Here is a 21,523-nt window from a genome sequence, read left to right as displayed (position 1 = left end):
ATCACCCCCGGGCCGTCGGCTCGGGGGTGATGAGGCTTTCCCGGTAGGCGATCGCCACCGCCTCCGTACGGCTCGCCGCGCCCAGCTTGGCGAGGATGTTGGAGACATGGACGCTCGCCGTCTTGCCGGTGATGAACAGCTCCTCGCCGATCTGCCGGTTGCTGCGGCCGAGCGCCAGCAGCCGCAGTACCTCCTGCTCCCGGGCGGTCAGCGGGGAGACCCGGACCTCCGCGGCCCGCCCCGGCAGCGCGTCCAGCCGCTCCAGCAACGGCGCGGCACGCAGCGCCACGGCCGTCTCCCGCGCCACCCGCGCCTGCTCCTCCGCCTCCGCGCGCCGGCCGTCGGCCGACAGGGCCTCGGCGTACCGGAGCCGAACGCGAGCCAGCTCGTAGACATCGCCGTGCGCGAACGCGGCCACCGTCTTCTCCCAGACCGCCGTGGACGGCCCGGACACCGCGCGGGTCCACTCGGCCTCCGCGCGCGCCAGCCAGGCCTGCCCCTCCGGACCCTGCCGCGCGGCCGAGACCCGGGCCGACTCCACCAACTCACCGGCGAGGTCCGCCCAGTAGCCCTCGCCCCCGGTGGCGCGCAGTGCGGCCGCCCGGTCCGCGACCGCGGCCAGCGCCAGCGCCGCCAGCCGGACCGTCACGTCCGGCGGCCGCCCCGACTCGTCGGTCAGTGCTGTGACCGACTCCCGCATCCGCGCCACCGCCTCCTCCGCGTCGCCCCGCAGCGCGGCCGCGTCGGTGAGCACGATGCCGCCGACGAGCCGGCCCATCCAGTCGAAGGGCTCCCCGAGCAGGGTCCGGCCCCGCTCCACGACATCCGGCTCGCCCCGGGCCAGCGCCACGTACAGGGCGGGACCCTGGGCAGAGCCGGGCGCCGGGTCGCCGTCGGCCGAGCGCACGCACTCGTCCCAGTGCCCCAGCGTGTACAGCACCAGCAGTCGCAGATACCGCATCTCCGAGGCGTACGGCGAGGACAGCAGCCCCGAGCGCCGGGCCCGGTCGAGTCCCTCGTCGATCCACGGCAGGCATTCCTGGAACTCGCCCGCCTCGAAGCAGCCGATGGCCAGGGCGAACAGCGCCCGTATCTCCACCGGCGCGTCCCCCGCCGACCGGGCCAGCTCGCGGGCCTCCCGGAGCCGTGCACGCCCCTCCATGCTGCGGCGGCCACCCCCTTCGAGGCGGGCCAGGGAGATCAGCAGATCGGCCCGGGCCGCGGTGGCACCGATCTGCTCGGCGACCGCCAGGGCCTGCCGGGCCACCCGCAGCGCGGTGTCGTCGTCGCCGATCTGGCGGGCCGCCATCACATGGGTGGCCGCCGCCCACACCCAGGTCCGCGACGGCGGATCGGCCGGGATCAGCGCGAGCGCCTCGCTGCTGTAGGCGAACGCGGCGGCGAGGTTGTCGACGGTCATCAGATTCCCAGCGAGCGTGTAGCGCACCCGGGCGGCGAGTTCGGGATCCGCGTCCTGTCCGGTGCCGGCCAGCGCGGCCCGGGTCAGGGACACCGCCCGGTGCGCGTCACCGGCGTGCGCGGCCGCCGCCGAGGCCCGCAGTGTCAAGGTCACCCGGTCGAGGGCCTCACCTGTGGGCCGCGCCTCGCACGGCACGGCCGGCCACAGGTCCAGGGCCGTCTCCAGCTGCCGCAGCTCTTCCGCCGGGGCACCCACCCGCCGAGCGTGGTCGGCCGCTTCCAGGGACGCGGCCAGCGCCTCCGGCAGATCGTGGCTCTCCCGGTAGTGGTGGGCCCGCTCGGCCGCTGTCGCCGCGCCGCCCCCGCCCGCGGCGAGCAGCCGCGCGAACGTGCCGTGCAGCCGCGAGCGCTGCCCCGGCAGCAGATCGGCGTAGACCGCCTCCCGTGCGAGGGCGTGCCGGAAGGCGTACGTCTCCCCGTCACCGGGGACCAGCAGCTGCCGTCCGACGGCCTCCCGCAGCGCCGACTCCAGCTCCTCCTCCGGCAGCCCGACCGCGTCCCGCAGCAGATCGTGCCCCACCCGGCGCCCGGCGACCGCGGCCGTACGCAGCACTCGCTGGGCCGTCTCCGGCAACTGCTCGACCCGGATGAGCAGCAGATCGGCGAGCCCGGTCGGCATCCCCTCCGCGTCGGCGGCGGCCACCAGCTCCTCCGTGTAGAAGGCGTTGCCCTCGGCCCGCTCGACGATGTCGCGCACGGCCGCGTCCGACAGCGGCCGCTCCGCCAGGGCCCGCACCAGCCGCGTCACCTCGGCATCGGCGAGCGGCCGCAGCTCAAGCCGCTCCACGGCGGGCAGCCGTACCAGCTCGGCGAGGAGCGGCCGCAGCGGATGCCGGCGGTGCAGGTCGTCCGCGCGATAGGAGGCCAGCACGGTGAGCCCCCGGGCGAACCCGGCCCGGCTGAGCAGAAACCGCAGCAGATCCCGGGAGGACTGGTCGGCCCAGTGCAGGTCCTCCAGGATCAGGAGCAGCGGTGCGGTCGCGGCGAGATCCGCGAACAGCCCGGCGACCCCCTCGAAGAGCCGCAGCCGCGCGTCCGCGTCCCGGGCGGAGTCCGACCCGGCACCGAGCAGCCGGTCCACCACGGGATGCGCCGAGACGACCGCGGCGAACCGGGAGTCGGCGGCCAGCACCCCGAGGATCTCGGTGAAGGGCAGATACGGCAGCCCCACATCACCGAGATCGACACAGTGCCCGGTGACGACGGTGGCCCCGGCGGCAGCCGCGCGGCCGGCCACCTCGTCCAGCAGCCGTGTCTTCCCGACCCCGGCATCCCCGGCGACCAGCACAGCCTGCCCACTGCCGTGCCGCGCCCGGTCAAGCGCCCTGGCAAGGCGGGCCAGTTCGCCATCGCGCCCGATCAGCGGAGTGGAAAAGGATCTCTGCGACACGCCCCCATCCTCACACGCAGTGCCGACAGTTCCTTTTTGAGAGGGGCGACGGAGACACCCAAGGGGCGCGGGGAACTGCGCGACCAGCCACCATCCACCCGCACCCGCCAAACACACAGAACCTTCCGCCCCCTTGGGCGCTCAACCCCGCAACACCTGCGCCCAGTTCTCCGGCACCCGCTCCGCAGGACCCGGCACCGACTGGTCCGAGGGATGGCTCACCGGTGGCGCCAACTCCGGCCCCGCCTCGAACAGTTCCTCCGTCTCGAAGTTCCAGAACCATCCCTCGCCCGGTTCGTAACTACGGATGATCGGATGCCCCGTGTCACGGAAGTGCGCCGTCGCGTGCTTCGCGGGCGAGTCGTCGCAGCACCCGATGTTCCCGCACTGCGTACACCGCCGCAGATGGAACCACCAGCCCCCCGCCTTGTCGCACTCCGTACACCCGGCACCGCTCGGCGGAACGTTCGGGTCGATCGCGGTGTCGTCGCTCATACCGTCTCCTCGGATATGTCGGGCGCCTCTGTCTCGGGCGCTTCGGCGGTCAGCGGAAGCAGTACCTGGAACCGGGTGTCCCCGGGGACCGACTCCACTCGCATGGTGCCGTGATGCTTGTTGACGACGATCCGCCACGAGATGTCCAGACCGAGACCCGTGCCCTGCCCCACGGGCTTCGTCGTGAAGAAGGGGTCGAAGATCCGGTCCTTGATCTCCGGCGCGATCCCGGTCCCGGTGTCCCGGAACTCGACCAGCAGCTGCTCGTGGTCGAGCGCGGTCCGCACGGTCAGCGTGCCCTGTCCGACGCCGTCGTCGTCCTTCATCGCGCAGACCGCGTTGTCGACGAGGTTGGTCCACACCTGGTTGAGCTCGGCGGGGTAGGCGGGGACCGGCGGGACCGTACGGTCGTACTCCTTGACCACCTGGATGTCCTGCCCGATCTTGGCGGACAGCATCAGCAGGGTGCTGTCGAGGAGTTCGTGCACGTCCACGACCCGGTAGGGCGCCCGGTCCAGCTGGCTGTACTGCTTGGCCGCGTCGACGAGGTGCGAGATCCGGGTGGTGGAGTCGTCGATCTCGTTCATCAGCAGTTCGGTCTCGATGGTGTAGTTGAGCCAGCCGACCGCGTTCGGCAGGATCTCCTCGTCCACCGCCGCCGAGACCTGCTCCAGCCAGTCGACGTCCAGGCCGGCCTGGACGAAGGTCGGCGCCAGCTGCCAGCCGTAGTCGATGCCGTGGTCGTCGAGCCAGTCGGAGAGCGCGTCCTCGCGGTCGGTGGCCTCCAGCGGACTCATCGCCGGGGCCTTGGCGACCCGTTCGGCGGTGCGCTCCTGGATCTCGATCAGACCGGCCAACTGCTCCCGGGAGAACGGCCCTTCGGCGATCACCGCGAGCTTGTGCCGCATCTTCGCGATCCGTTCGCGCAGCGTGGACGTGGCCCGGACGGCCGCCGCGGCCGGGTTGTTGAGCTCGTGGGTGAGCCCGGCCGACAACGAGCCGAGCGCCAGCAGCCGTTCGCGCTGCCCGATCGCCGCCTGGGTGTTCTTCGAACCGAAGAACAGGCCTTCCAGCAGATGCACGGCCATCGGGAACCACTCGCGCATGATGTCCGCGAAGGTGTCCGCGGGCACCACGAAGAACCGCGTCGGCTCGGTCACCCGCATCGAGTTGTTGTACGCCTGCCGCACCCGGTCCCCGAGGTACGCCTGCATGGCGCCCGCGTACACCCCGGACTGCGAGGTCCGGGTGACCTCGACGTCGTCCCCGCCGACCTGCCGGGAGAGCACCACGGTGCCCTCGATCATCACGTAGAAGCAGGTGGCCGGCTCACCCTCGGTGTAGACCGGACCGGGCTCGAACCGCTCCACCCGGCCGGCGGCGCACAGCCGCGCCAACTGCTCCGGCTCCAGCTTCTCGAAGAGGAAGAGCGCGCCGATCTCCTTCGGGCTGCACGGGCACAGCTGCCCGCTCATGACTGCTCCAGATAACGGTGGACGAGCATCACTGCCATGGCTCCTTCTCCGACGGCGGACGCGACACGTTTGGCGGACTCGGCACGTGCGTCGCCCGCCACGAACACTCCGGGCACGCTGGTCTCCAGGTGGTACGGCGGCCGGTCCAGTTCCCAGGCCGTCGGCGGCCGTCCGTCGACCGTCAGATCGGGGCCGGCCAGGATGAACCCGCGCCCGTCGCGCAGCACGGTGTCGCCGAGCCAGTCGGTCAGCGGGGCCGCGCCGATGAAGACGAACATCCACTGCGCCTCGACCGACTCGGTCTCGCCGCTCGTCGAGTGACGGAGCGTCAGCCGCTCCAGCCGGTCGGTGCCGTGCGCGGAGTCGACCACCGTATGGCTGCGCACCGAGATGTTCGGGGCCTCGTTGATCTGCTGGATCAGGTAGTACGACATCGAGGCCGACAGGTCGGCGCCGCGCACCAGCAGCGTCACGGACTTGGCGAACCGGGACAGGTACATGGCCGCCTGGCCCGCCGAGTTGGCGCCGCCGACGATGTACACGTCGTGGCCCTGGCAGGAGGTGGCCTCGGTCAGCGCGGAGCCGTAGAACACCCCGCAGCCGGTCAGGTCGAGGCAGCCCGCGGCCTCCAGCTGCCGGTACTGCACACCGGTCGCCAGGATCACGCTGTGCGCCGCGATCGCCGAGCCGTCCGCGAACCGCACCACCCGCGCGGCTCCGTTGACCTCCAGTGCCGTGACCTCGCGGGCGGTCAGCACCTCCGCGCCGAACTTGGCGGCCTGCCGCCGGGCCCGGTCGGTCAGCTGGGCCCCCGACACCCCGTCGGGGAAGCCGAGGTAGTTCTCGATGCGGGAGCTCTGCCCGGCCTGCCCGCCGGTCGCCGCGCGCTCCACGAGCACGGTCCGCAGACCTTCCGACGCCCCGTACACCGCCGAGCCGAGCCCGGCCGGGCCGCCGCCGATGACGATCAGGTCGTAGAAGTCCGCCGTGGGTGTGGTCGCGAGCCCCACCCGCGCCGCCAGTTCGGGCGCCTCCGGCTCGATCAGGGGCGTGCCGTCCGGCGTGATCACCAGCGGCAGCCGCTGCCCGTCGACCCCGGCGGCCGCCAGCAGCCGCCTGCCCTCCGGTTCCTCGACCGAGTACCAGCGGTAGGGCACCTGGTTGCGGGCGAGGAACTCCCGCACGTCCGAGGACCTGGCCGACCAGCGGTGCCCGACGACCTTGGTGGCCGGCACCGGCTTGTACTCGCTGCACCGCCACGAGTCCAGCAGATCGTCGAGGACCGGGTACAGCTTCTCCTCGGGCGGATCCCAGGGCTTGAGCAGATAGTGGTCCAGATCGACGACATTGATCGCGTCGATCGCCGCGTTGGTGTCCGCGTAGGCGGTCAGCAGCACGCGCCGGGCGCCCGGGTACACGTCCAGGGCCTGTTCCAGGAACTCGATGCCGTTCATCTGCGGCATCCGGTAGTCGGCCAGGATCACCGCCACCAGGTCGCCGCGCAGCTTCAGCTCCCGCAGCGCGTCCAGCGCCGACTCCCCGGACTCCGCGCGCACGATCCGGTACGACGCCCCGTAGCGGCGCCGCAGATCCCGGGCGACGGCACGGGAGACCCCCGGGTCGTCGTCCACGGTCATGATGACGGTCCGTGCTGCGTCGGCAGCCTGTGCCATACGTCTCCCACCCCGAGCCGTTGGTTCCTCGACGCGGCGGGCCCTCCAGGAGGAGCGCGGCCACCGCACCCGCCCATCGTATGTTCGATCGCCCGCCTTCGCTCTTGTACGCCGGTGCACAGCGGGCACCCGTCCGTGCGGAAGACTGATCACCCATACGCGGAACCGACGAGGAGGCCGGTGCATGACACGCCCGATCACGGCAGGGGTCGACGGTACGGAGGAGAGCCTCGCGGCTCTGGACTGGGCGGCCCGGGAGGCGGTGCGGCGCGGTCTGCCGCTGCGGGTGGTGCACGCCTGGCGCTACGAGGAGCAGGAGGCGCTCGGCGCCGACCGGGACACCCAGCACGGGTGGGTGTCCGACGGGGTGACCGAATCGGTGCGTACCGTCACCGAGCGGCATCCGGAGGTCGCGGTGAGCGTCGACGTCGTGGCGGGCGACCCGGTCGAGGTGCTGGTCGAGGCGGCCGCCGGGGCCGAGCTGCTGGCGCTGGGCTCGCGCGGGCACGGACCGGTCGTCGGGTTCCTGCTCGGCTCCGTCGGGCAGCAGGTGATCGCCGAGGCCTCCCGGCCCGTCGTGCTGGTGCGCGCCGGGGACCGGCCCACGGCCGAGGCCGCCGGGCGGGAGGTCGTGGTGGGTCAGCAGGGCGTGGCGGAGGACAGCGCGGCCGCGCTGGAGTTCGCGTTCGAGACGGCGGCTGCCCGTGGCGCGACGGTCCGGGTGGTCCGGGCCTGGACCCTGCCGCCGGTCTTCGCCTACAGTCCGGGCTCGCTGAAGCTGCTGGACGAGACCGGGGGCCTGGAGCCCTTCGAGAAGAAGGCCCTGTCCGAGGCGGTACGGCCGCTGCGGGAGCGGTTCCCGGACGTGCCGGTCGCCGAGCACCTGGAGATGGGCAGCGCCGGCCAGGTGCTGCTCTCGGTGGCCGGACGGGCCCAGCTGATGGTCGTCGGGCGGCGCGCCCACCGGACGGCGGTCGGCGCCCGCATCGGCTCGGTCGCGCACGGGGTGCTGCACCACGCCGACTGCCCGGTGGCCGTGGTGCCGCACGACTGAGTCATTCGGGAGCCACCGGCTCCAGGGTCTCCCGTGCCTTGGGCAGCACGTTCTCGATGTAGTCCTCGACCGCGACCTCCAGGCCTATGTCGTGCTGCGCGCGCTCGGACAGGTACCAGCGGTGTTCGAGCAGCTCGTGGTAGATCTCGGCCGGATCCATGGAGCCGCGCAGCTCCGGCGGGACGGCCCGCACGGTGGGGCGGAAGACGTCCCGCACCCACCGGTGGGCCAGCACCTCGGGCCGGGCGGCGAGGGGGTCGCCGGGGGCGTAGTCGTCCTGGGTGGCCATCCAGCTCTCCAGGTCGTTCAGCAGCCGCCGGGCCTGGTTCTCCTCGGCGTCCAGACCGGTCAGCCGGAGCAACTGGCGCTGGTGGTGCCCGGCGTCGACGACCTTCGGCACGAAGGTGACGGTGTCGCCGTTGGAGGAGTGCTCGATCTGCATCTCGGCCACGTCGAAGCCCAGCTCGTTGAGCCGTCGGATCCGGCGCTCGATGTAGTGGTACTTGCCCGCCGGATACACCGAGGTGCGGGTCAGCTCCTCCCACAGCTCGCCGTAGCGGGTGCAGATCTCGAACCCGAACTCGATCGGGTCAAGCGAGGGGTGCAGCGCCCCCGACGCCTCCAGGTCGAGCAGCTCGCCGCTGATGTTGACCCGGGCCAGATCGAGGTCGTACTCCCGCTGCCCGTTGCTGAGCTGCGGATGCAGGTCGCCGGTCTCGGCGTCCACCAGATACGCCGCGTACGCGCCCGCGTCCCGCCGGAACAGCGTGTTCGACAGCGAGCAGTCGCCCCAGGCGAACCCGGCCAGGTGCAAGCGTACGAGCAGCACGGCGAGGGCGTCCATGAGGCGGTGCATGGTGGCCGGCCGCATGGTCGTCTCGAACATCGAGCGGTACGGCATCGAGCCGCCCAGGTGCCGGGTGACCAGCACCGACTCCAGTGGTTCGCCTACCGCGTCGGTACGCCCGGTGATCACGGCGAGCGGGTCGACCGCGGGGATGGCGAGCCGGTCCAGGTCGCGCAGCAGCTCGTACTCGCGCAGCGCCGGGCGCTCCGCCAGCTCCTTGACCGCGATGACCTCGCTGCCGGCCCGGGCGTAGCGCACCACGTGCCGGGAGATGCCGCGGGGGAGCGGCACGAGGTATTCCTCGGGCCACTCCTCCAGCGGGACGTCCCAGGGGAGTTCGAGCAGGAGAGCGGGGTGCTCCGGATTGGTGGCGCTGATCTGCAATGCCATGGCCCGACCCTAGAGGGCGCGTTCGCGGGCCAGCAGGGCGGCCGCCCTGACGGATCCCCGGTGCACGGGACCGTGCCCGGGCAGCAGCACGTCGGCGTCGAGCACCTCGATGATGCCGAGCGAGTCCACCGCCCGGGAACGCTCGTGGTGGAACATGTCGGGCAGCAGTTGCGGACCGCTGACGCGCGAGGTGCGGTGGCCGCTGACCAGGGCGTCGCCGGAGATCACGATCCCGGCCTCGGGCAGGTGGTAGACGGTGTGCCCGTCGGTGTGGCCGGGCGTGTGCACCGGGACGGGCCGGCCCGGCAGGTCGAGCGGACCGTCGGCGACCGGGAACGCCTCGGGCGTACCGACCGGGTGCTGTTCGGTGCCGCCGACCCGCAGGACGTGCACCAGCCACGGCACCACACCCGGCCGCCAGGCGTTCTTCAGCACCGCCCCCACCGAGACCTGCTGGAGGAACTCCCGCCGTGCGTGCGGTACTTCGGCCTCGTGCAGATAGACCGGGGTGCCGTGGGTGTCGCGCAGATACTCGGCCGAGCCGAGGTGGTCGTTGTGCGCGTGGGTGATCAGGACGGCCGCGACGGCCTCCGGCGAGCTGCCCACCTCCGCCAGGGAGTCGAGCAGCCCCGGCCGGTCCCCGGGGTAGCCGGTGTCCACCAGCGTGACGGCGTCACCGTCCTTGAGGATCACCCAGTTGGTGTGCTGGCCGTGCACCAGGTAGATGCCCTTGCCGACTTCGTGTACCTCTGCGCGCATGATCTCTCCGACGTTCCCGCAGCGTGCCGACCGAACCGGAACACAGCCAACCAGACGGGGCGGGACACCTGTCAACGGGGATCCGGGTCACCGCACCCCGTGCGGCCGGAACTGGACGCTGATCCGCGGCCCGGCGGCCCGTGCCGTCTTCGGTACGCAGTGTTCCCAGGTCCGCTGGCAGGAGCCGCCCATCACGATCAGGTCCCCGTGGCCCAGCGGACGCCGGAGAGAGGGGCCGCCGCGCAGCGGGCGCAGCAGCAGGTCCCGGGGCGCGCCCACGGAGAGGATCGCGACCATGGTGTCCTCCCGCGCGCCCCGGCCGATCCGGTCGCCGTGCCAGGCGACGCTGTCCCGGCCGTCCCGGTAGTAACAGAGCCCCGCCGTGGTGAACGGCTCGCGCAACTCGTCGGCGTAGTGCCGGGTGAGTGCCTCGCGGGCCTCGACGAGCAGGGGGTGCGGGAGCGGGTCGCCCGCTCCGTAGAAGGCGAGCAGCCGCGGTACGTCCACGACGCTGTCGTACATCGTGCGGCGCTCGGCGTGCCAGGGGACGTCCGCCGCCAGCTGTTCGAAGAGAGCGTCGGCGCCGCTCAGCCAGCCGGGCAGCACGTCGATCCAGGCGCCGGAGCTCAGCTCGGTCCGGCCGACGCCGTCGAGGGAGCCGAGCCGCAGCTCGTCGGTCTGGTCGAACAGGGAGCCCTGGAGGTGCGTGGCCATGGAGTCAGCGTACTCCTTAATCGAAAATATGTTCCCATTCGATCAAGGCGACCTTGCGATGACGACCTCGTGCCGAGGGCTTTCGATACATTCATGTATCGGATACGTTCGTGTATGGAACGGAGGTCGGGACATGGAAGTCGGCGGCGCGACGAAGCGGGTCACCCGGCGCCGGGTGCAGACCCGGGCCCGGCTGCTCGACGCCGCGTTCACCGTGTTCGCGGCCAAGGGATTCGGGCGCGTCTCCATCGAGGAGGTCTGCGAGGCCGCCGGGTTCAGCCGGGGCGCCTTCTACTCCAACTTCGCCACCCTCGACGAGCTGTTCTTCGCCCTCTACCAGGACCGTGCCGACCTCATCGCCCGGCAGGTCGCCGACGCCCTCGCCCTGGACCGGCCCGACCTGGACGTACCGGCCTCCGTGGACCGGGTCACCGACGTGCTGCTCCTCGACGTGGACTGGCTGCTGGTGAAGACCGACTTCCTGGTGCACGCCGCCCGGGACCCGGCCGTCGCCGAGGCGCTCCTCGACCACCGTGCCCGGCTGCGGCAGGCCATCGCCGACCGGCTCTTCCGGGCCCGCGGCCACGCCCCGATCCCCGCCGTCCTCGGCGGCGCGGACGGCGCCGCCCACGCGGTGGTCGCCGCGTACGACGGCGTGACCACCCAACTGCTGCTGGACAGGGACGTGGACCGGGCCCGCGCCTGGCTCAAGCAACTGCTCACAGCGCTGCTGACCGACGGCAGCACCCCTTCGGACAAGACCTTCGGATAAGAGAGGCAACGGTCGCCATGGACGCGGACGTCATCGTCGTCGGAGCGGGCCTCGCCGGCCTGGTCGCGGCGCACGAACTCACCAGCAAGGGCCGCCGGGTCGCCCTGGTCGACCAGGAGAACGCCGCCAACCTCGGCGGCCAGGCGTTCTGGTCCCTCGGCGGGCTCTTCCTCGTCGACTCGCCCGAGCAGCGCCGCCTCGGCATCAAGGACTCCCTCGACCTGGCCTGGAACGACTGGCAGGGCAGCGCCCAGTTCGACCGCAAGGACGACGAGGACTCCTGGGCGGTGCGCTGGGCGCGGGCCTATGTCGAGTTCGCGGCCGGGGAGAAGCGGCCCTGGCTGCAGAGTCACGGCATCAGCCTGCTGCCGACCGTCGGCTGGGCCGAGCGCGGCGACCTGCGCGCGACCGGGCACGGCAACTCCGTACCCCGCTTCCACATCGCCTGGGGCACCGGAACCGGCGTCGTCGAACCCTTCGTCCGGTACGCCAAGCAGGCGTCCCGCGACGGACTGCTCACCTTCCACCACCGCCACCAGGTCGACGAACTCGTCATCGAGGACGGCGCGGCACGCGGCGTGCGCGGCACGGTCCTCGCCCCCGACGACGCGCCGCGCGGCGTCGCCTCCAACCGTGACCGCATCGGCGACTTCGAACTCACCGCCCAGGCCGTCGTCGTCACCACCGGAGGCATCGGCGCCAACCACGACATCGTCCGCCGCTACTGGCCCGAGCGCCTCGGCACACCCCCCGCCGAGATGGTCACCGGCGTCCCCGCCTACGTGGACGGCCGCATGCTCGACATCAGCGCCGAGGCGGGCGTACGCCTGGTCAACCGCGACCGCATGTGGCACTACACCGAGGGCATCCAGAACTGGAACTCCGTCTGGCCCGGCCACGGCATCCGCATCCTGCCCGGCCCGTCCTCGATCTGGCTGGACGCCCTCGGCCGCCGGCTGCCCGACCCCTGCCTGCCGGGCTACGACACCCTCAGCACCCTCAAGTACCTGCGCACCACCGAGGACATCGCCGGACACGACCACTCCTGGTTCGTCCTCACCCGGAAGATCATCGAGAAGGAGTTCGCGCTCTCCGGCTCCGAGCAGAACCCCGACATCACCGCCAAGGACCGCAAGGCCGTGCTGCGCGACCGGCTGCTCGGCAAGGGCGCCCCGGGACCGGTGCAGGCCTTCGTCGACAAGGGCGCCGACTTCGTGACCGCGAACTCCCTGGAGCAGCTCGTCGAGAAGATGAACGGGCTCACCGACAAGGCGCTCCTGGACGCGGCCGAGGTGCGCCGCCAGATCGTCGCCCGCGACCTGCAGATCAACAACTCCTACAGCAAGGACTCCCAGGTCCAGGGCATCCACAACGCCCGCCGCTACATCGGCGACCGCCTCGGCCGGGTCGCCGCCCCGCACCGCATCCTCGACCCGGCCGCCGGTCCGCTGATCGGTGTCAAGCTGCACGTCCTCACCCGCAAGACCCTCGGCGGCATCCAGACCGACCTGGACTCCCGCGCCCTGGGCGCCGACGGGCAGCCGATCGAGGGGCTCTACGCGGCCGGCGAGGTGGCCGGCTTCGGCGGCGGCGGTGTGCACGGCTACAACGCGCTGGAGGGCACCTTCCTCGGCGGCTGCCTGTTCTCGGGCCGGGCGGCGGGACGCGCGGCGGCCAAGCAGACCGCCTAGGCGGTGAGGAGCCGCGCCAGCACCGTGGCGTGGCTCTCGTCCGGGGACTTGGAGGCGGTGAGCAGGGTCACCCGACCCTTGCTCGCCGACTCCCGCAGGCCGTCGAGGAGTCCGGCGGCCTCGGGAGCGTCCAGCTCCGCCTCGTAGCGGCGGGTGAACTCCTCGTACGAACCGCCGTCGTGGAACCACCGGCGCAGCTCGTTCGACGGCGTCAGTCCCTTGGGCCACTCGTCCACGTGTGCGTCCGCCTTGGACAGCCCGCGCGGCCACAGCCGGTCGACCAGGACCCGCACACCGTCCTCCGGCTCGGGCGGTTCATAGATCCTGCGGACACGCACGCTCACGGTCGGGCACCTCTCGGCTCGGTGTGGGTGCGGTGAGCGTATGCGGCGAGGCCGGACCACCGCTCGCCGACCCGGCACAGCTTGACCAGAATGAGGGGGAAACGCGGACGCCCGCGCGCCTAGTCTGTGGGCCATTGATCATCGGCCACCCCCCTGAAGGAGCCCATGTGCAGGGTGCAAGCAGACGTACCGCAGTCCTCCGCCGCGAGGCCGTCCTCGCCACCGTCCCGGTCGCCGTGGCGGCGCTGCTGGCCGTCGCCGGACCGGCCTCGGCGGGCACGATCGGCGCAGCGGGCGCGGGCGACACCTATTTCCCGCTCAGCGGCAACGGCGGCTACCACGTCGGCCACTACGATCTGACGCTCCGCTACGACACCGCCTCCCGCCACCTCGACGGCAAGGCCGTCCTCACCGCCCGCGCCACCCAGAAGCTCACCCGCTTCGACCTCGACCTCAACGGCCTGAAGGTCACCCGGGTGACGGTCGACGGCCGGACCGCCCGCTTCAGCCGCAGCGGTCAGGAACTCGTCGTCACGCCGTCGCACACGCTCGCCAAGGGCCGGGAGTTCCGGGTCGCCGTCACCTACAACGGCACCCCCAAGCAGGTCACCGACCCCGACGGTTCGCCGGACGGCTGGATCCGCACCGACGACGGCGCGTTCGTCGCCGGCGAGCCGCAGGGCGCGATGACCTGGTTCCCGGCGAACAGCCACCCCAAGGACAAGGCGTCGTACGACTTCACGATCACCGTTCCCAAGGGACGCACCGCCGTCGCCAACGGCGTCCTCCTCGGGCAGCACACCGCCGGCGGCCGCACTACCTTCCGCTGGCGGCAGAGCGAGCCGATGGCCGCGTACCTGGCCACCGCCACGGTCGGCAAGTTCAAGGTCGAGCAGTACACCACCCGGGACGGGATCAAGGTGTACAACGCGGTCGACCCGCGCGAGGCGAGCGGCTCCGCGGCCGTGCTGAAGAAGCTGCCGTCGGTCCTGGACTGGGAGAGCAAGCTGTTCGGGCCGTACCCGTTCCGCGCGGCCGGCGCGATCGTCGACCACGCGCCGAACGTCGGTTACGCCCTGGAGACACAGAGCCGGCCGATCTACGACTCCGCGCCCGACCTCAGCACGCTGGTGCACGAGAGCGCCCACCAGTGGTTCGGCGACTCCGTCTCCCTCACGGCCTGGAAGGACATCTGGCTCAACGAGGGATTCGCCACGTACGCCGAGTGGCTCTACAGCGAGCAGCACGGGGGCGACAGCGCGCAGAAGTCCTTCGACGCGCTGTACGCCAAGCCGGCGAGCGACGAGTTGTGGGCGTACCCGCCCGGGGATCCGGGGAGCGGTGCGAACATCTTCGGGACGCCGGTGTACGCGCGGGGTGCGATGGCGTTGCACGAGCTGCGCAAGGCCGTGGGGGATCCGGTGTTCTTCCGGATTCTGCGGGCGTGGGCTTCGGAGCACCGGTACGGGCATGGGACCACCGCGGAGTTCGTGAAGCTCGCGGAAGGGCAGTCGGGGCAGGATCTCGGTTCGTTGTTCCAGACCTGGTTGTACAAGAAGGGCAAGCCGTAGCGGTTCGGGTGCGGGCCGGTGGGGGTTGCTCGCGCCCGCGGCGGCAGCCGCAATTAGAGACGGCCCCGCGCCCCTAAAGGGGCGCTGAAGCTGACGAGTTTCTTACAATTGTCGGCCAGAGTCGATCCCATGATCCATCGCAGAACTGCTGTCGCCCTCCTCGCCTCCCCCTTCCTGCTCTCGGGTTGCGGCGGTGGCGCCGAGGCCGCGCCGAGCCGGTCGGACGACGACCGGCCGGCGCGGACGACGGCCACCCCCACACCCGAGAGCAGCAGCCCGCAGCCCACCGGCATACCGGGGCTGGGGCCGCGGACCGCGGCCGCGATACCCGAGCGGGCGGAGCAGGTCGTCGTCGCCAGGGGGCGGGGCAAGGACTCGTCCGTCTCCACCGTCGTCCTGTACGAGCGCGACGACAGTGTCTGGCAGCCCGGCGCCGGCTGGCCCGCGCACAACGGCAGGGACGGCTGGAGCGAGCGCCACATGGCCGGAGACCTGCGCTCGCCCGTCGGCGTGTACGGGCTCACCGACGCCGGAGGCCTGCTCGCGGACCCGGGGAGCAAGCTGCCGTACCACCAGTCGTACGGCTTCCACTCGCCCGGCACCGGCTTCGAGGGTGAGCCGCTGGAAGGCTCCTTCGACTATGTCGTCGCCATCAACTACAACCGGCAGCCGGGCACTTCGCCCCTGGACTGGACCCGCCCCATGGGCGTGAAGCGCGGCGGCGGCATCTGGCTGCATGTCGACCACGGCGGTCCGACCCACGCCTGTGTCAGCGTCGCCAAGGCGCACATGAAGGAACTGCTGCGCACCCTGGACCCCGACCGGCATCCGGCCGTCGTCATGGGGTACGCCGACTGGCTCGCCCAGTAGGCCGCCGGAACAGCGCTTAGGATCCGAACCTGTGTGCGCACATGTGCTGGTCGCCGAGGACGACGAGATGCAGGCCGAGCTGATCCGGCGGTCCCTGCTGGCCGAGGGCCATACCGCGACCGTGGTCCACGACGGGGCCGCCGCGCTGGACGCGGCCCGGCGGCTCGGGCCCGACCTGGTCGTCCTCGACCTGATGCTCCCGGTGATCGACGGCTTCGGCGTGTGCCGGGTACTGCGCGGCGGCGACCCGGAGATCCCGGTGCTGATGCTCACGGCCCGGTCCGAGGAGGACGACGTGCTGCTCGGCCTGGAGCTGGGCGCCGACGACTACATGACCAAGCCGTACAGTCCTCGTGAGCTGATGGCCCGGATCCGGACGATTCTGCGGCGCAGCGGGCGGACGGCCGCGGTGCGGGAGGAGCCTGCCGTGATCGCCGCCGGGATCAGTGTGGATCCGGTGCGGCACGAGGTGCGCTGCGACGGGGTGCCGGTGGAGGTGACCCCGGCCGAGTTCCAGATCCTGCTCGCCATGGCCGGGGAGCCGGACCGGGTGTTCACCCGGCGGCAGCTGCTCCAGTGCACCCGCGGCTTCGACCGGGCCTCCACCGAACGGGCCGTCGACGTCCATGTGATGAACCTGCGCCGGAAGATCGAGGCCGATCCCCGGCGGCCGGCACGCCTGCTGACCGTGTTCGGCGTCGGGTACAAGCTGAGCGGCGGCCGTCCGTGAGGGCCCGGATACCGTGGCGCAAACGGCTGCTCGTCCGGCTGCTGTTCGCCTCGGTGCTGATCGCCGCGTGCTCGGTGGCCGCCACCGCCTGGCTCGCGGTGACGACCACCACCAGCGCGCTGGAGGAGGAGCAGGGCCAGGACCTCGCGGCCGACAACAAGATCCTCGCCCAGCTCAGCGGGTACGCGGCGGACCATCCCGACTGGACCGGGGTGCGGCACACGGTGCGCGCGCTGGCCGCGCAGACCGGTCGCAGGGTCGCGCTGACCACCGCCGACCGCACCCTGATCGCTGACTCGGCGGCACCGGGCACCGCACTGCCGCCCCGGCCGGCCGCCTCCATCGACCCGCTGCACGCCGACACCTACACGCAGTCCGGCGCCCAGCTCAGCGGCATCGACCCGCGGGTGGTCGGTCCGTACCGGCTGACGGCGAAGGAGCGCGGGGAGCTGGACATGGTGGCGGCGAAGGAGCGGTCCTGCTACACCACCTACGGCATCCAGACCACCGTCGCCCACAGCCCCAGCGGGCGGCCCTACCTCGTCGACGACGACGGCACGGACGCCTCGGACTTCCGCTCGATCGGCTGCGGCAGCGGGCTGGACGACTCCCTCACCCTGATGAAGAAGGGGGTCGTCGGTGCCACCCGCACCGAGACGAAGGCCCTCGCCGCGCTGACGAACCTGATCCGGCCCTGTCTCCAGGGCGAGGACCTGGACCTCGAGGGACCGCTGTACCTCACCTACGACCGTACGGGACGCAACCCGGTCACCGGCGGCTTCCTCATCACCGCCAAGAAGGACGGACGCGACCAGGCGCAGGTGGACCAGGTCGCGAAGGGCTGCATCACCAGCGCCCGCCGCACCCAACTCGAACCGTATGCCGCCCCGGCCGCCGAACTCTTCCTCGGACTGGGCGACCAGACCGTGCCCCGGTTCGACATGTCCCGGGCCAACAAGGCGAAGATCGTCGGCGCGGCCGGTCTGGTCCTCGCCTTCACGGTAGCCGTCACCGCCGTGGTCGCCACCCGGCTCGTCCGGCCGCTGCGCGCGCTGACGGTCACCGTGCGCCAGCCGCCCGAACTGCATGCGCGGGCGCCGGTGCGGACCCGGGACGAGACCGGGCTGCTGGCGGAGGCGTTCAACGACCTCACCGAGCGCCGGGAACGCCTGGAGGAGCAGCGCAAGGCGATGGTCAGCGACATCGCCCACGAACTGCGCAGCCCGCTCACCAACATCCGGGGCTGGCTGGAGGTCACCCGGGACGGCGTGGTCGACCCCGACCCGGCTCTCCTGGCCTCGCTGCACGAGGAGGCGCTGCTCCTCCAGCGGATCATCGACGACCTCCAGGACCTGGCGGCGGCCGACGCCGGCACCCTGCGCATGCACCGTGAACCGGTCCGCGCCGCCGACCTGTTCGACCAGGTCGCCGCCGCCCACCGGGTGGCCGCCGACGCGGCCGGGGTCACGCTGCTGACCGACGTCGACCGCACGGCCTGGCTCGACGCCGATCCGGTGCGGATGCGGCAGGCACTGGGCAACCTGGTCTCCAACGCGATCCGGCACACCCCCGCCGACGGAACGGTGACCCTGGCCGCCCGCCGGGACGGCGACGGAGTCGTGCTCACCGTCACCGACACCGGCAAGGGCATCGCCCCCGACGATCTGCCGCACGTCTTCGAGCGGTTCTGGCGCGCGGAGAAGTCCCGCAGCCGCCGCACCGGGGGCAGCGGGCTCGGTCTGCCGATCGTGCGCCACCTGGTCGCCGCCCATGACGGGACCGTCGAGGCCGCGAGCGAACCGGGCAAGGGAGCCGAGTTCACCCTGCGGCTGCCGGCCGCCGAGGCACCGGCCGACGTCAGCTGAACCGGCGCGCGGCCCGCTGCCGGCGCCGGGTCAGCAGCCGGCGCTCCGCCTCGGTCGTACCGCCCCAGATGCCGACGGTCTGCCCGGTGTCCATCGCCCAGCGCAGGCACGGATCCTGGACCGGACAGCGTTCACAGACGGCCTTCGCGCGCCGCGTCTGGTGCAGCGAAGGCCCGGTGGTGCCGATCGGGAAGAAGAGGTCGGGATCCTCCTCGCGGCACTCAGCGTGGTCTCGCCAGTCGTCCATCGAAGTCACCTGCGATCCAAGTCGACTCTGCCGTTTCGTGTGCGTGCTCAGGTTCGGGTCACCGGAGCGGGCGCGGCCGAAACGGCCAAGTCCCAAGAAATTCGCGGGCGGTCACTGCTCGCGCAGGCCCCAGGGCGAGCCGTACTCGGTCAGCAGGTCGAGGAACGGGCGGGCCGGGAACGCCTCCGGACCGAGGACGCCCGAGCCCGACCACGCGCCGGTGGCCAGGAGTTCGAGGGCGACGACCGGGTTGAGGGCCGTCTGCCACACCACGGCCTGACAACCGTACTCCGCCATGGACCACTCGTTGTCGACCACGTGGTAGAGATACACCTCGCGCGGCTGCCCGTCCTTGACCCCGCGCACCCAGGTGCCCGCACAGGTCTTGCCGCGCATACGGTCGCCCAGCGTCGCCGGGTCGGGCAGCGACGCGGCGACCACGTCCCGCGGCGAGACCGCGACCGGACCGTCGGCGCCGGGCACGGTCACCGGGCTGGTCCTGTCCAGCCCGAGCAGGTGCAGCGTCTTGAGCGTCTCGATGAACTCGCGGCCGAGCCCGTACTTGAAGGTGACCCGGCGCGCGTCCACCCAGCGCGGCACGAGCAGCACCTCCTCGTGCTCCACGTTGACGCACTCGACCGGCCCGATGCCCTCAGGGAAGTCGAACACCTCGGGTTCGCTGAAGGGGGCGGTGGTGAACCAGCCGCGTCCCTTCTCGTACACGACGGGCGGGTTGAGGCACTCCTCGATGGTGGTCCAGATGCTGAAGGAGGGCGCGAAGTCGTAACCGTCCACCGTCAGGTCCGCGCCGTCGCGGATGCCGATCTCCTCGATCTCGTCGAAGAGCTCGTCGGCCGCGTACCGGGCGAACACATCCGAGAGCCCCGGTTCCACGCCCATCCCGACGAGCGCCAGCGCGCCCGCCGTCGCCCACTCCTCGGCCAGCGCGAACTGCTCGTCGCCCAGCTTCACCCCGCACTCCTCGTACGGCCGCTCGGCGTGCGGCCGGGACAGCGACATCGCCATGTCGAGGTAGCCGGCGCCGGCCTTGCGGGCGGCCCGGAACAGCGGCATCACAAAGCGCGGGTCGGTGGCGTTGAGCAGCACGTCGCAGCGGTGCCGGGCCAGCAGCGCGGCCACGGCCGCCTCGTCACCGGCGTCGATCCGCTCGGCGACGAACCGGTCGTCGCCGACGGCGGCCACGGCCGCCTCGGCGCGGGCCGGGTCGTAGTCGGCGACCACCATCGCCTCGAAGAACGGGCGGCGGGCCGCGATCCGGGTGACGGCGGTGCCCACACCACCGGCTCCCACGAGCAGTACACGCATGGCGGAATCTCCTTCTCGAACAGAGTGCGAGGCCGAGTACGGGGGCGCCCGGCGGGAATCAAACGCCGGACCCTGTCGTAAGGTCAATGGCGTTGGCATAAGAAGTTCACGTAGGAACCTCAGGGGAGTGCCCGATGCCCAAACCGGTCGTACCGGAGGAGAAGCGCCGCCGGCGCCGGCCCACCCGCGGCGGCACGGTGCTGTCCGAGCGGCTGATCGTGGCGACCGCCCTGCGTCTGCTGCGCGAACACGGCAGCGCGGGCCTCACCGCCCGCCGCCTGGGCCTGGCCCTCGACTGCGATCCCAGCACGCTGTACCGCTACTTCCGGGGCATGGACGACCTGACCCTGGCGATCGGCGACGCGCTGATCGGCCAGGCGCTGGCCGGCTGGGCGCCGACGGGGGAGTGGCGGACCGACCTGCGCACGATCGGTCTGCGCATCCACGCGGAGTACGTGGCCCATCCGCAGGCCGCCCTGCTGACGGCGAACCGGGTGACGGGCCGGGCGCAGGAGCTGGCGGCGGACGAGGCGATCCTGGACGTCCTGCGCACCGCGGGCTTCCCCCTGCCGGAGACCGTCCGCATCTACCACGCCTTCATCGACCAGACCCTGGCCTTCGCGGCCCTGGACGCGGCGTCCCTCGCCCTGCCGCAGGACTCCCAGCGCGCGGACGAGGCCAAGTGGAACTCGACGTACGCCCAGCTGCCGCCCACGACCCATCCCCGCATCGCGGAAGCGGCCCCGCTCCTGGCGAAAAGAATGGTGACCAGCGCTTATCCGACGGCACTGGACATGCTCCTGACCAGCGCAGAACGGTCCTTGTAAGCGCCCCTTCAGGGGCGCGGGGAACGGCGCGACCAGCCCCGACGCACCCGCACTCGCACGACCACCGGCAGCCCCCCTTACGGCTGGCGCAACGCGCTGCTCGCCGTGCTGGCCACCGCCTCCGCCACCACCCCCAAGGCCGGCGAGTCCAGCTTCCACTGCTGCCAGTACAACGGCACGTCCACCCACGACTCCATCCCCCCGAGCCGCACCAGCCGCCCCTGGCGCAACCGCGGCTCCGCCTGCACCTCCGGCACCATCCCCCACCCCAGTCCCGCCGTCACCGAGTCCACGAACCCCTCCGAGGTGGGCACGTAATGCCGTAGCGAACCGGCCCCGTCCCGCCCCAGCCGCCGCACGAACCCGTCCTGGAAGTCGTCCCGCCGGTCGAACACGATCACCGGCGCCTCGGCGAGCGCATCCGGCAGCGGCCCGGTGAGATGCGCCGCCGCGAACTCCGGCGCGGCCACCGGCAGGTACCGCATCCGCCCCAGCGCCCGGACCGAACACCCCGGTACCGCGTCCGCCGACGAGGTCACCGCCGCCATCACCAGCCCCTCCCGCAGCAGCGCGGCCGTGTGGTCCTCGTCCTCCCGGCGCAGTTCCACGAAGACGCGCGGGAGACCGGTCAGCGCCCGCAGGAACCACGTCGCCAGCGAGTCCGCGTTGACCGCGACCGACACCCGGGTCGGCTCCCCGGCGCCGCTCATGCCCAGCTCGCCGCGCGCGTCCCGTTCCAGCCGGGCCAGCTGCCGGGCGAACCGCACCAGCACCTCGCCCGACTCCGTCGGCCGCACCGGCTTGGTGCGCTGGAGCAGGACCCGGCCGGTCCGCTGCTCCAGCGCCTTCACCCGCTGGCTGACCGCCGACGGCGTCACATGCAGGGCCGCGGCCGCCGCGTCGAACGTGCCTTCGTCCACCACCGCCAGCAGCGTCCGCACCTGGTCGAGGGGAAGCTCCACCGTCCACTCCCATCTACAGTTGCGCTAAGGGTACGTAAAAAT

General features: G+C 72.1%; 19 protein-coding genes. 8 read left to right on the top strand and 11 right to left on the bottom strand.

Features of this window, described 5'->3' with window-relative positions; translation table 11 throughout:
- Nucleotide 1 precedes the first annotated feature (1 nt).
- From ACFWXC_RS47320 to ACFWXC_RS47305, 4 genes are all read right to left on the bottom strand, one after another.
- Nucleotides 2–2,869: an AAA family ATPase gene (locus ACFWXC_RS47320; protein WP_384489485.1), complete on the bottom strand. Its 2,868-nt coding sequence runs from the start codon at nt 2,867–2,869 to the stop codon at nt 2–4.
- A gap of 141 nt (nt 2,870–3,010) precedes the next feature.
- On the bottom strand, nt 3,011–3,364 hold the full coding sequence (locus ACFWXC_RS47315; protein ID WP_351737568.1) for a UBP-type zinc finger domain-containing protein: 354 nt from the start codon (nt 3,362–3,364) through the stop codon (nt 3,011–3,013).
- Complete coding sequence (locus ACFWXC_RS47310) at nt 3,361–4,839, bottom strand: ATP-binding protein (protein WP_384489483.1); 1,479 nt, start codon at nt 4,837–4,839, stop codon at nt 3,361–3,363. The genes ACFWXC_RS47315 and ACFWXC_RS47310 overlap by 4 nt, the downstream gene beginning before the upstream one ends.
- Nucleotides 4,836–6,512 carry an FAD-dependent oxidoreductase gene (locus ACFWXC_RS47305; RefSeq protein ID WP_384489481.1) on the bottom strand — a complete coding sequence of 559 codons (1,677 nt, stop codon included), beginning with the start codon at nt 6,510–6,512 and terminating at the stop codon, nt 4,836–4,838. Before ACFWXC_RS47305 ends, ACFWXC_RS47310 begins: the two co-directional genes overlap by 4 nt.
- Before the next feature lie 184 nt (nt 6,513–6,696).
- Between ACFWXC_RS47305 and ACFWXC_RS47300 the strand changes: the two genes are divergently transcribed.
- Complete coding sequence (locus tag ACFWXC_RS47300) at nt 6,697–7,566, top strand: universal stress protein (RefSeq protein ID WP_384489479.1); 870 nt, start codon at nt 6,697–6,699, stop codon at nt 7,564–7,566.
- A 1-nt stretch (nt 7,567) separates the two neighbouring features.
- Here the strand turns inward: ACFWXC_RS47300 and ACFWXC_RS47295 are convergent, their stop codons facing one another.
- The 3 genes from ACFWXC_RS47295 to ACFWXC_RS47285 form a co-directional block, all read right to left on the bottom strand.
- Nucleotides 7,568–8,803, bottom strand: coding sequence for a DUF4032 domain-containing protein (locus ACFWXC_RS47295; RefSeq protein ID WP_384489477.1), 1,236 nt, complete (start codon nt 8,801–8,803; stop codon nt 7,568–7,570).
- Between the two features lie 9 nt (nt 8,804–8,812).
- Complete coding sequence (locus ACFWXC_RS47290; RefSeq protein WP_384489475.1) at nt 8,813–9,562, bottom strand: MBL fold metallo-hydrolase; 750 nt, start codon at nt 9,560–9,562, stop codon at nt 8,813–8,815.
- 87 nt (nt 9,563–9,649) lie between these two features.
- A complete protein-coding gene (locus ACFWXC_RS47285; protein ID WP_384489473.1) occupies nt 9,650–10,276 on the bottom strand; it encodes an alpha-ketoglutarate-dependent dioxygenase AlkB in 627 nt (208 codons plus the stop codon).
- A 133-nt stretch (nt 10,277–10,409) separates the two neighbouring features.
- On the opposite strand from ACFWXC_RS47285, the gene ACFWXC_RS47280 reads away from it, so the two are divergent.
- On the top strand, nt 10,410–11,048 hold the full coding sequence (locus tag ACFWXC_RS47280; protein WP_384489471.1) for a TetR/AcrR family transcriptional regulator: 639 nt from the start codon (nt 10,410–10,412) through the stop codon (nt 11,046–11,048).
- A gap of 17 nt (nt 11,049–11,065) precedes the next feature.
- Complete coding sequence (locus ACFWXC_RS47275; protein WP_384489469.1) at nt 11,066–12,739, top strand: FAD-binding dehydrogenase; 1,674 nt, start codon at nt 11,066–11,068, stop codon at nt 12,737–12,739.
- Here ACFWXC_RS47275 and ACFWXC_RS47270 read toward each other — a convergent pair.
- Nucleotides 12,736–13,083: a DUF488 domain-containing protein gene (locus ACFWXC_RS47270; protein ID WP_384489467.1), complete on the bottom strand. Its 348-nt coding sequence runs from the start codon at nt 13,081–13,083 to the stop codon at nt 12,736–12,738. The genes ACFWXC_RS47275 and ACFWXC_RS47270 overlap by 4 nt on opposite strands.
- 167 nt (nt 13,084–13,250) lie before the next feature.
- Between ACFWXC_RS47270 and ACFWXC_RS47265 the strand changes: the two genes are divergently transcribed.
- The 4 genes from ACFWXC_RS47265 to ACFWXC_RS47250 all read left to right on the top strand — a co-directional run bounded on the left by ACFWXC_RS47265 (nt 13,251) and on the right by ACFWXC_RS47250 (nt 18,119).
- On the top strand, nt 13,251–14,654 hold the full coding sequence (locus ACFWXC_RS47265) for a M1 family metallopeptidase (protein WP_384489465.1): 1,404 nt from the start codon (nt 13,251–13,253) through the stop codon (nt 14,652–14,654).
- A 129-nt stretch (nt 14,655–14,783) separates the two neighbouring features.
- Nucleotides 14,784–15,524, top strand: a complete 741-nt coding sequence (locus ACFWXC_RS47260; RefSeq protein WP_384489463.1) for a hypothetical protein — start codon at nt 14,784–14,786, stop codon at nt 15,522–15,524.
- Nucleotides 15,525–15,555: 31 nt separating this feature from the next.
- Entirely contained in the window at nt 15,556–16,254 is a 699-nt protein-coding gene (locus ACFWXC_RS47255; RefSeq protein WP_384489461.1) for a response regulator transcription factor, read from the top strand.
- Nucleotides 16,251–18,119, top strand: a complete 1,869-nt coding sequence (locus ACFWXC_RS47250; protein ID WP_384489459.1) for a sensor histidine kinase — start codon at nt 16,251–16,253, stop codon at nt 18,117–18,119. Before ACFWXC_RS47255 ends, ACFWXC_RS47250 begins: the two co-directional genes overlap by 4 nt.
- Here ACFWXC_RS47250 and ACFWXC_RS47245 read toward each other — a convergent pair.
- Nucleotides 18,112–18,366, bottom strand: coding sequence for a WhiB family transcriptional regulator (locus ACFWXC_RS47245; protein WP_384489457.1), 255 nt, complete (start codon nt 18,364–18,366; stop codon nt 18,112–18,114). The two genes, ACFWXC_RS47250 and ACFWXC_RS47245, sit on opposite strands and share 8 nt — an antisense overlap.
- Nucleotides 18,367–18,477: 111 nt before the next feature.
- Nucleotides 18,478–19,692, bottom strand: a complete 1,215-nt coding sequence (locus ACFWXC_RS47240; protein ID WP_384489455.1) for a saccharopine dehydrogenase family protein — start codon at nt 19,690–19,692, stop codon at nt 18,478–18,480.
- 134 nt (nt 19,693–19,826) lie between these two features.
- On the opposite strand from ACFWXC_RS47240, the gene ACFWXC_RS47235 reads away from it, so the two are divergent.
- The gene (locus ACFWXC_RS47235; RefSeq protein ID WP_384489453.1) at nt 19,827–20,519 is read left to right on the top strand and encodes a TetR/AcrR family transcriptional regulator; all 693 of its coding nucleotides are present in this window, start codon (nt 19,827–19,829) and stop codon (nt 20,517–20,519) included.
- A gap of 77 nt (nt 20,520–20,596) precedes the next feature.
- On the opposite strand, the gene ACFWXC_RS47230 is transcribed toward ACFWXC_RS47235, so the two are convergent.
- Nucleotides 20,597–21,481 (bottom strand): LysR family transcriptional regulator ArgP, encoded by an 885-nt coding sequence (locus ACFWXC_RS47230; protein WP_384489451.1) that lies wholly within the window; start codon nt 21,479–21,481, stop codon nt 20,597–20,599.
- Nucleotides 21,482–21,523 lie beyond the last annotated feature (42 nt).

Origin of the sequence: Streptomyces sp. NPDC058683, assembly GCF_042716195.1 — a bacterium.
Classification (GTDB): Bacteria; Actinomycetota; Actinomycetes; order Streptomycetales; family Streptomycetaceae; genus Streptomyces.
The sequence above is the reverse complement of the archived record's forward strand: the minus strand, read 5'-3'. Positions and strand labels throughout refer to the sequence as shown.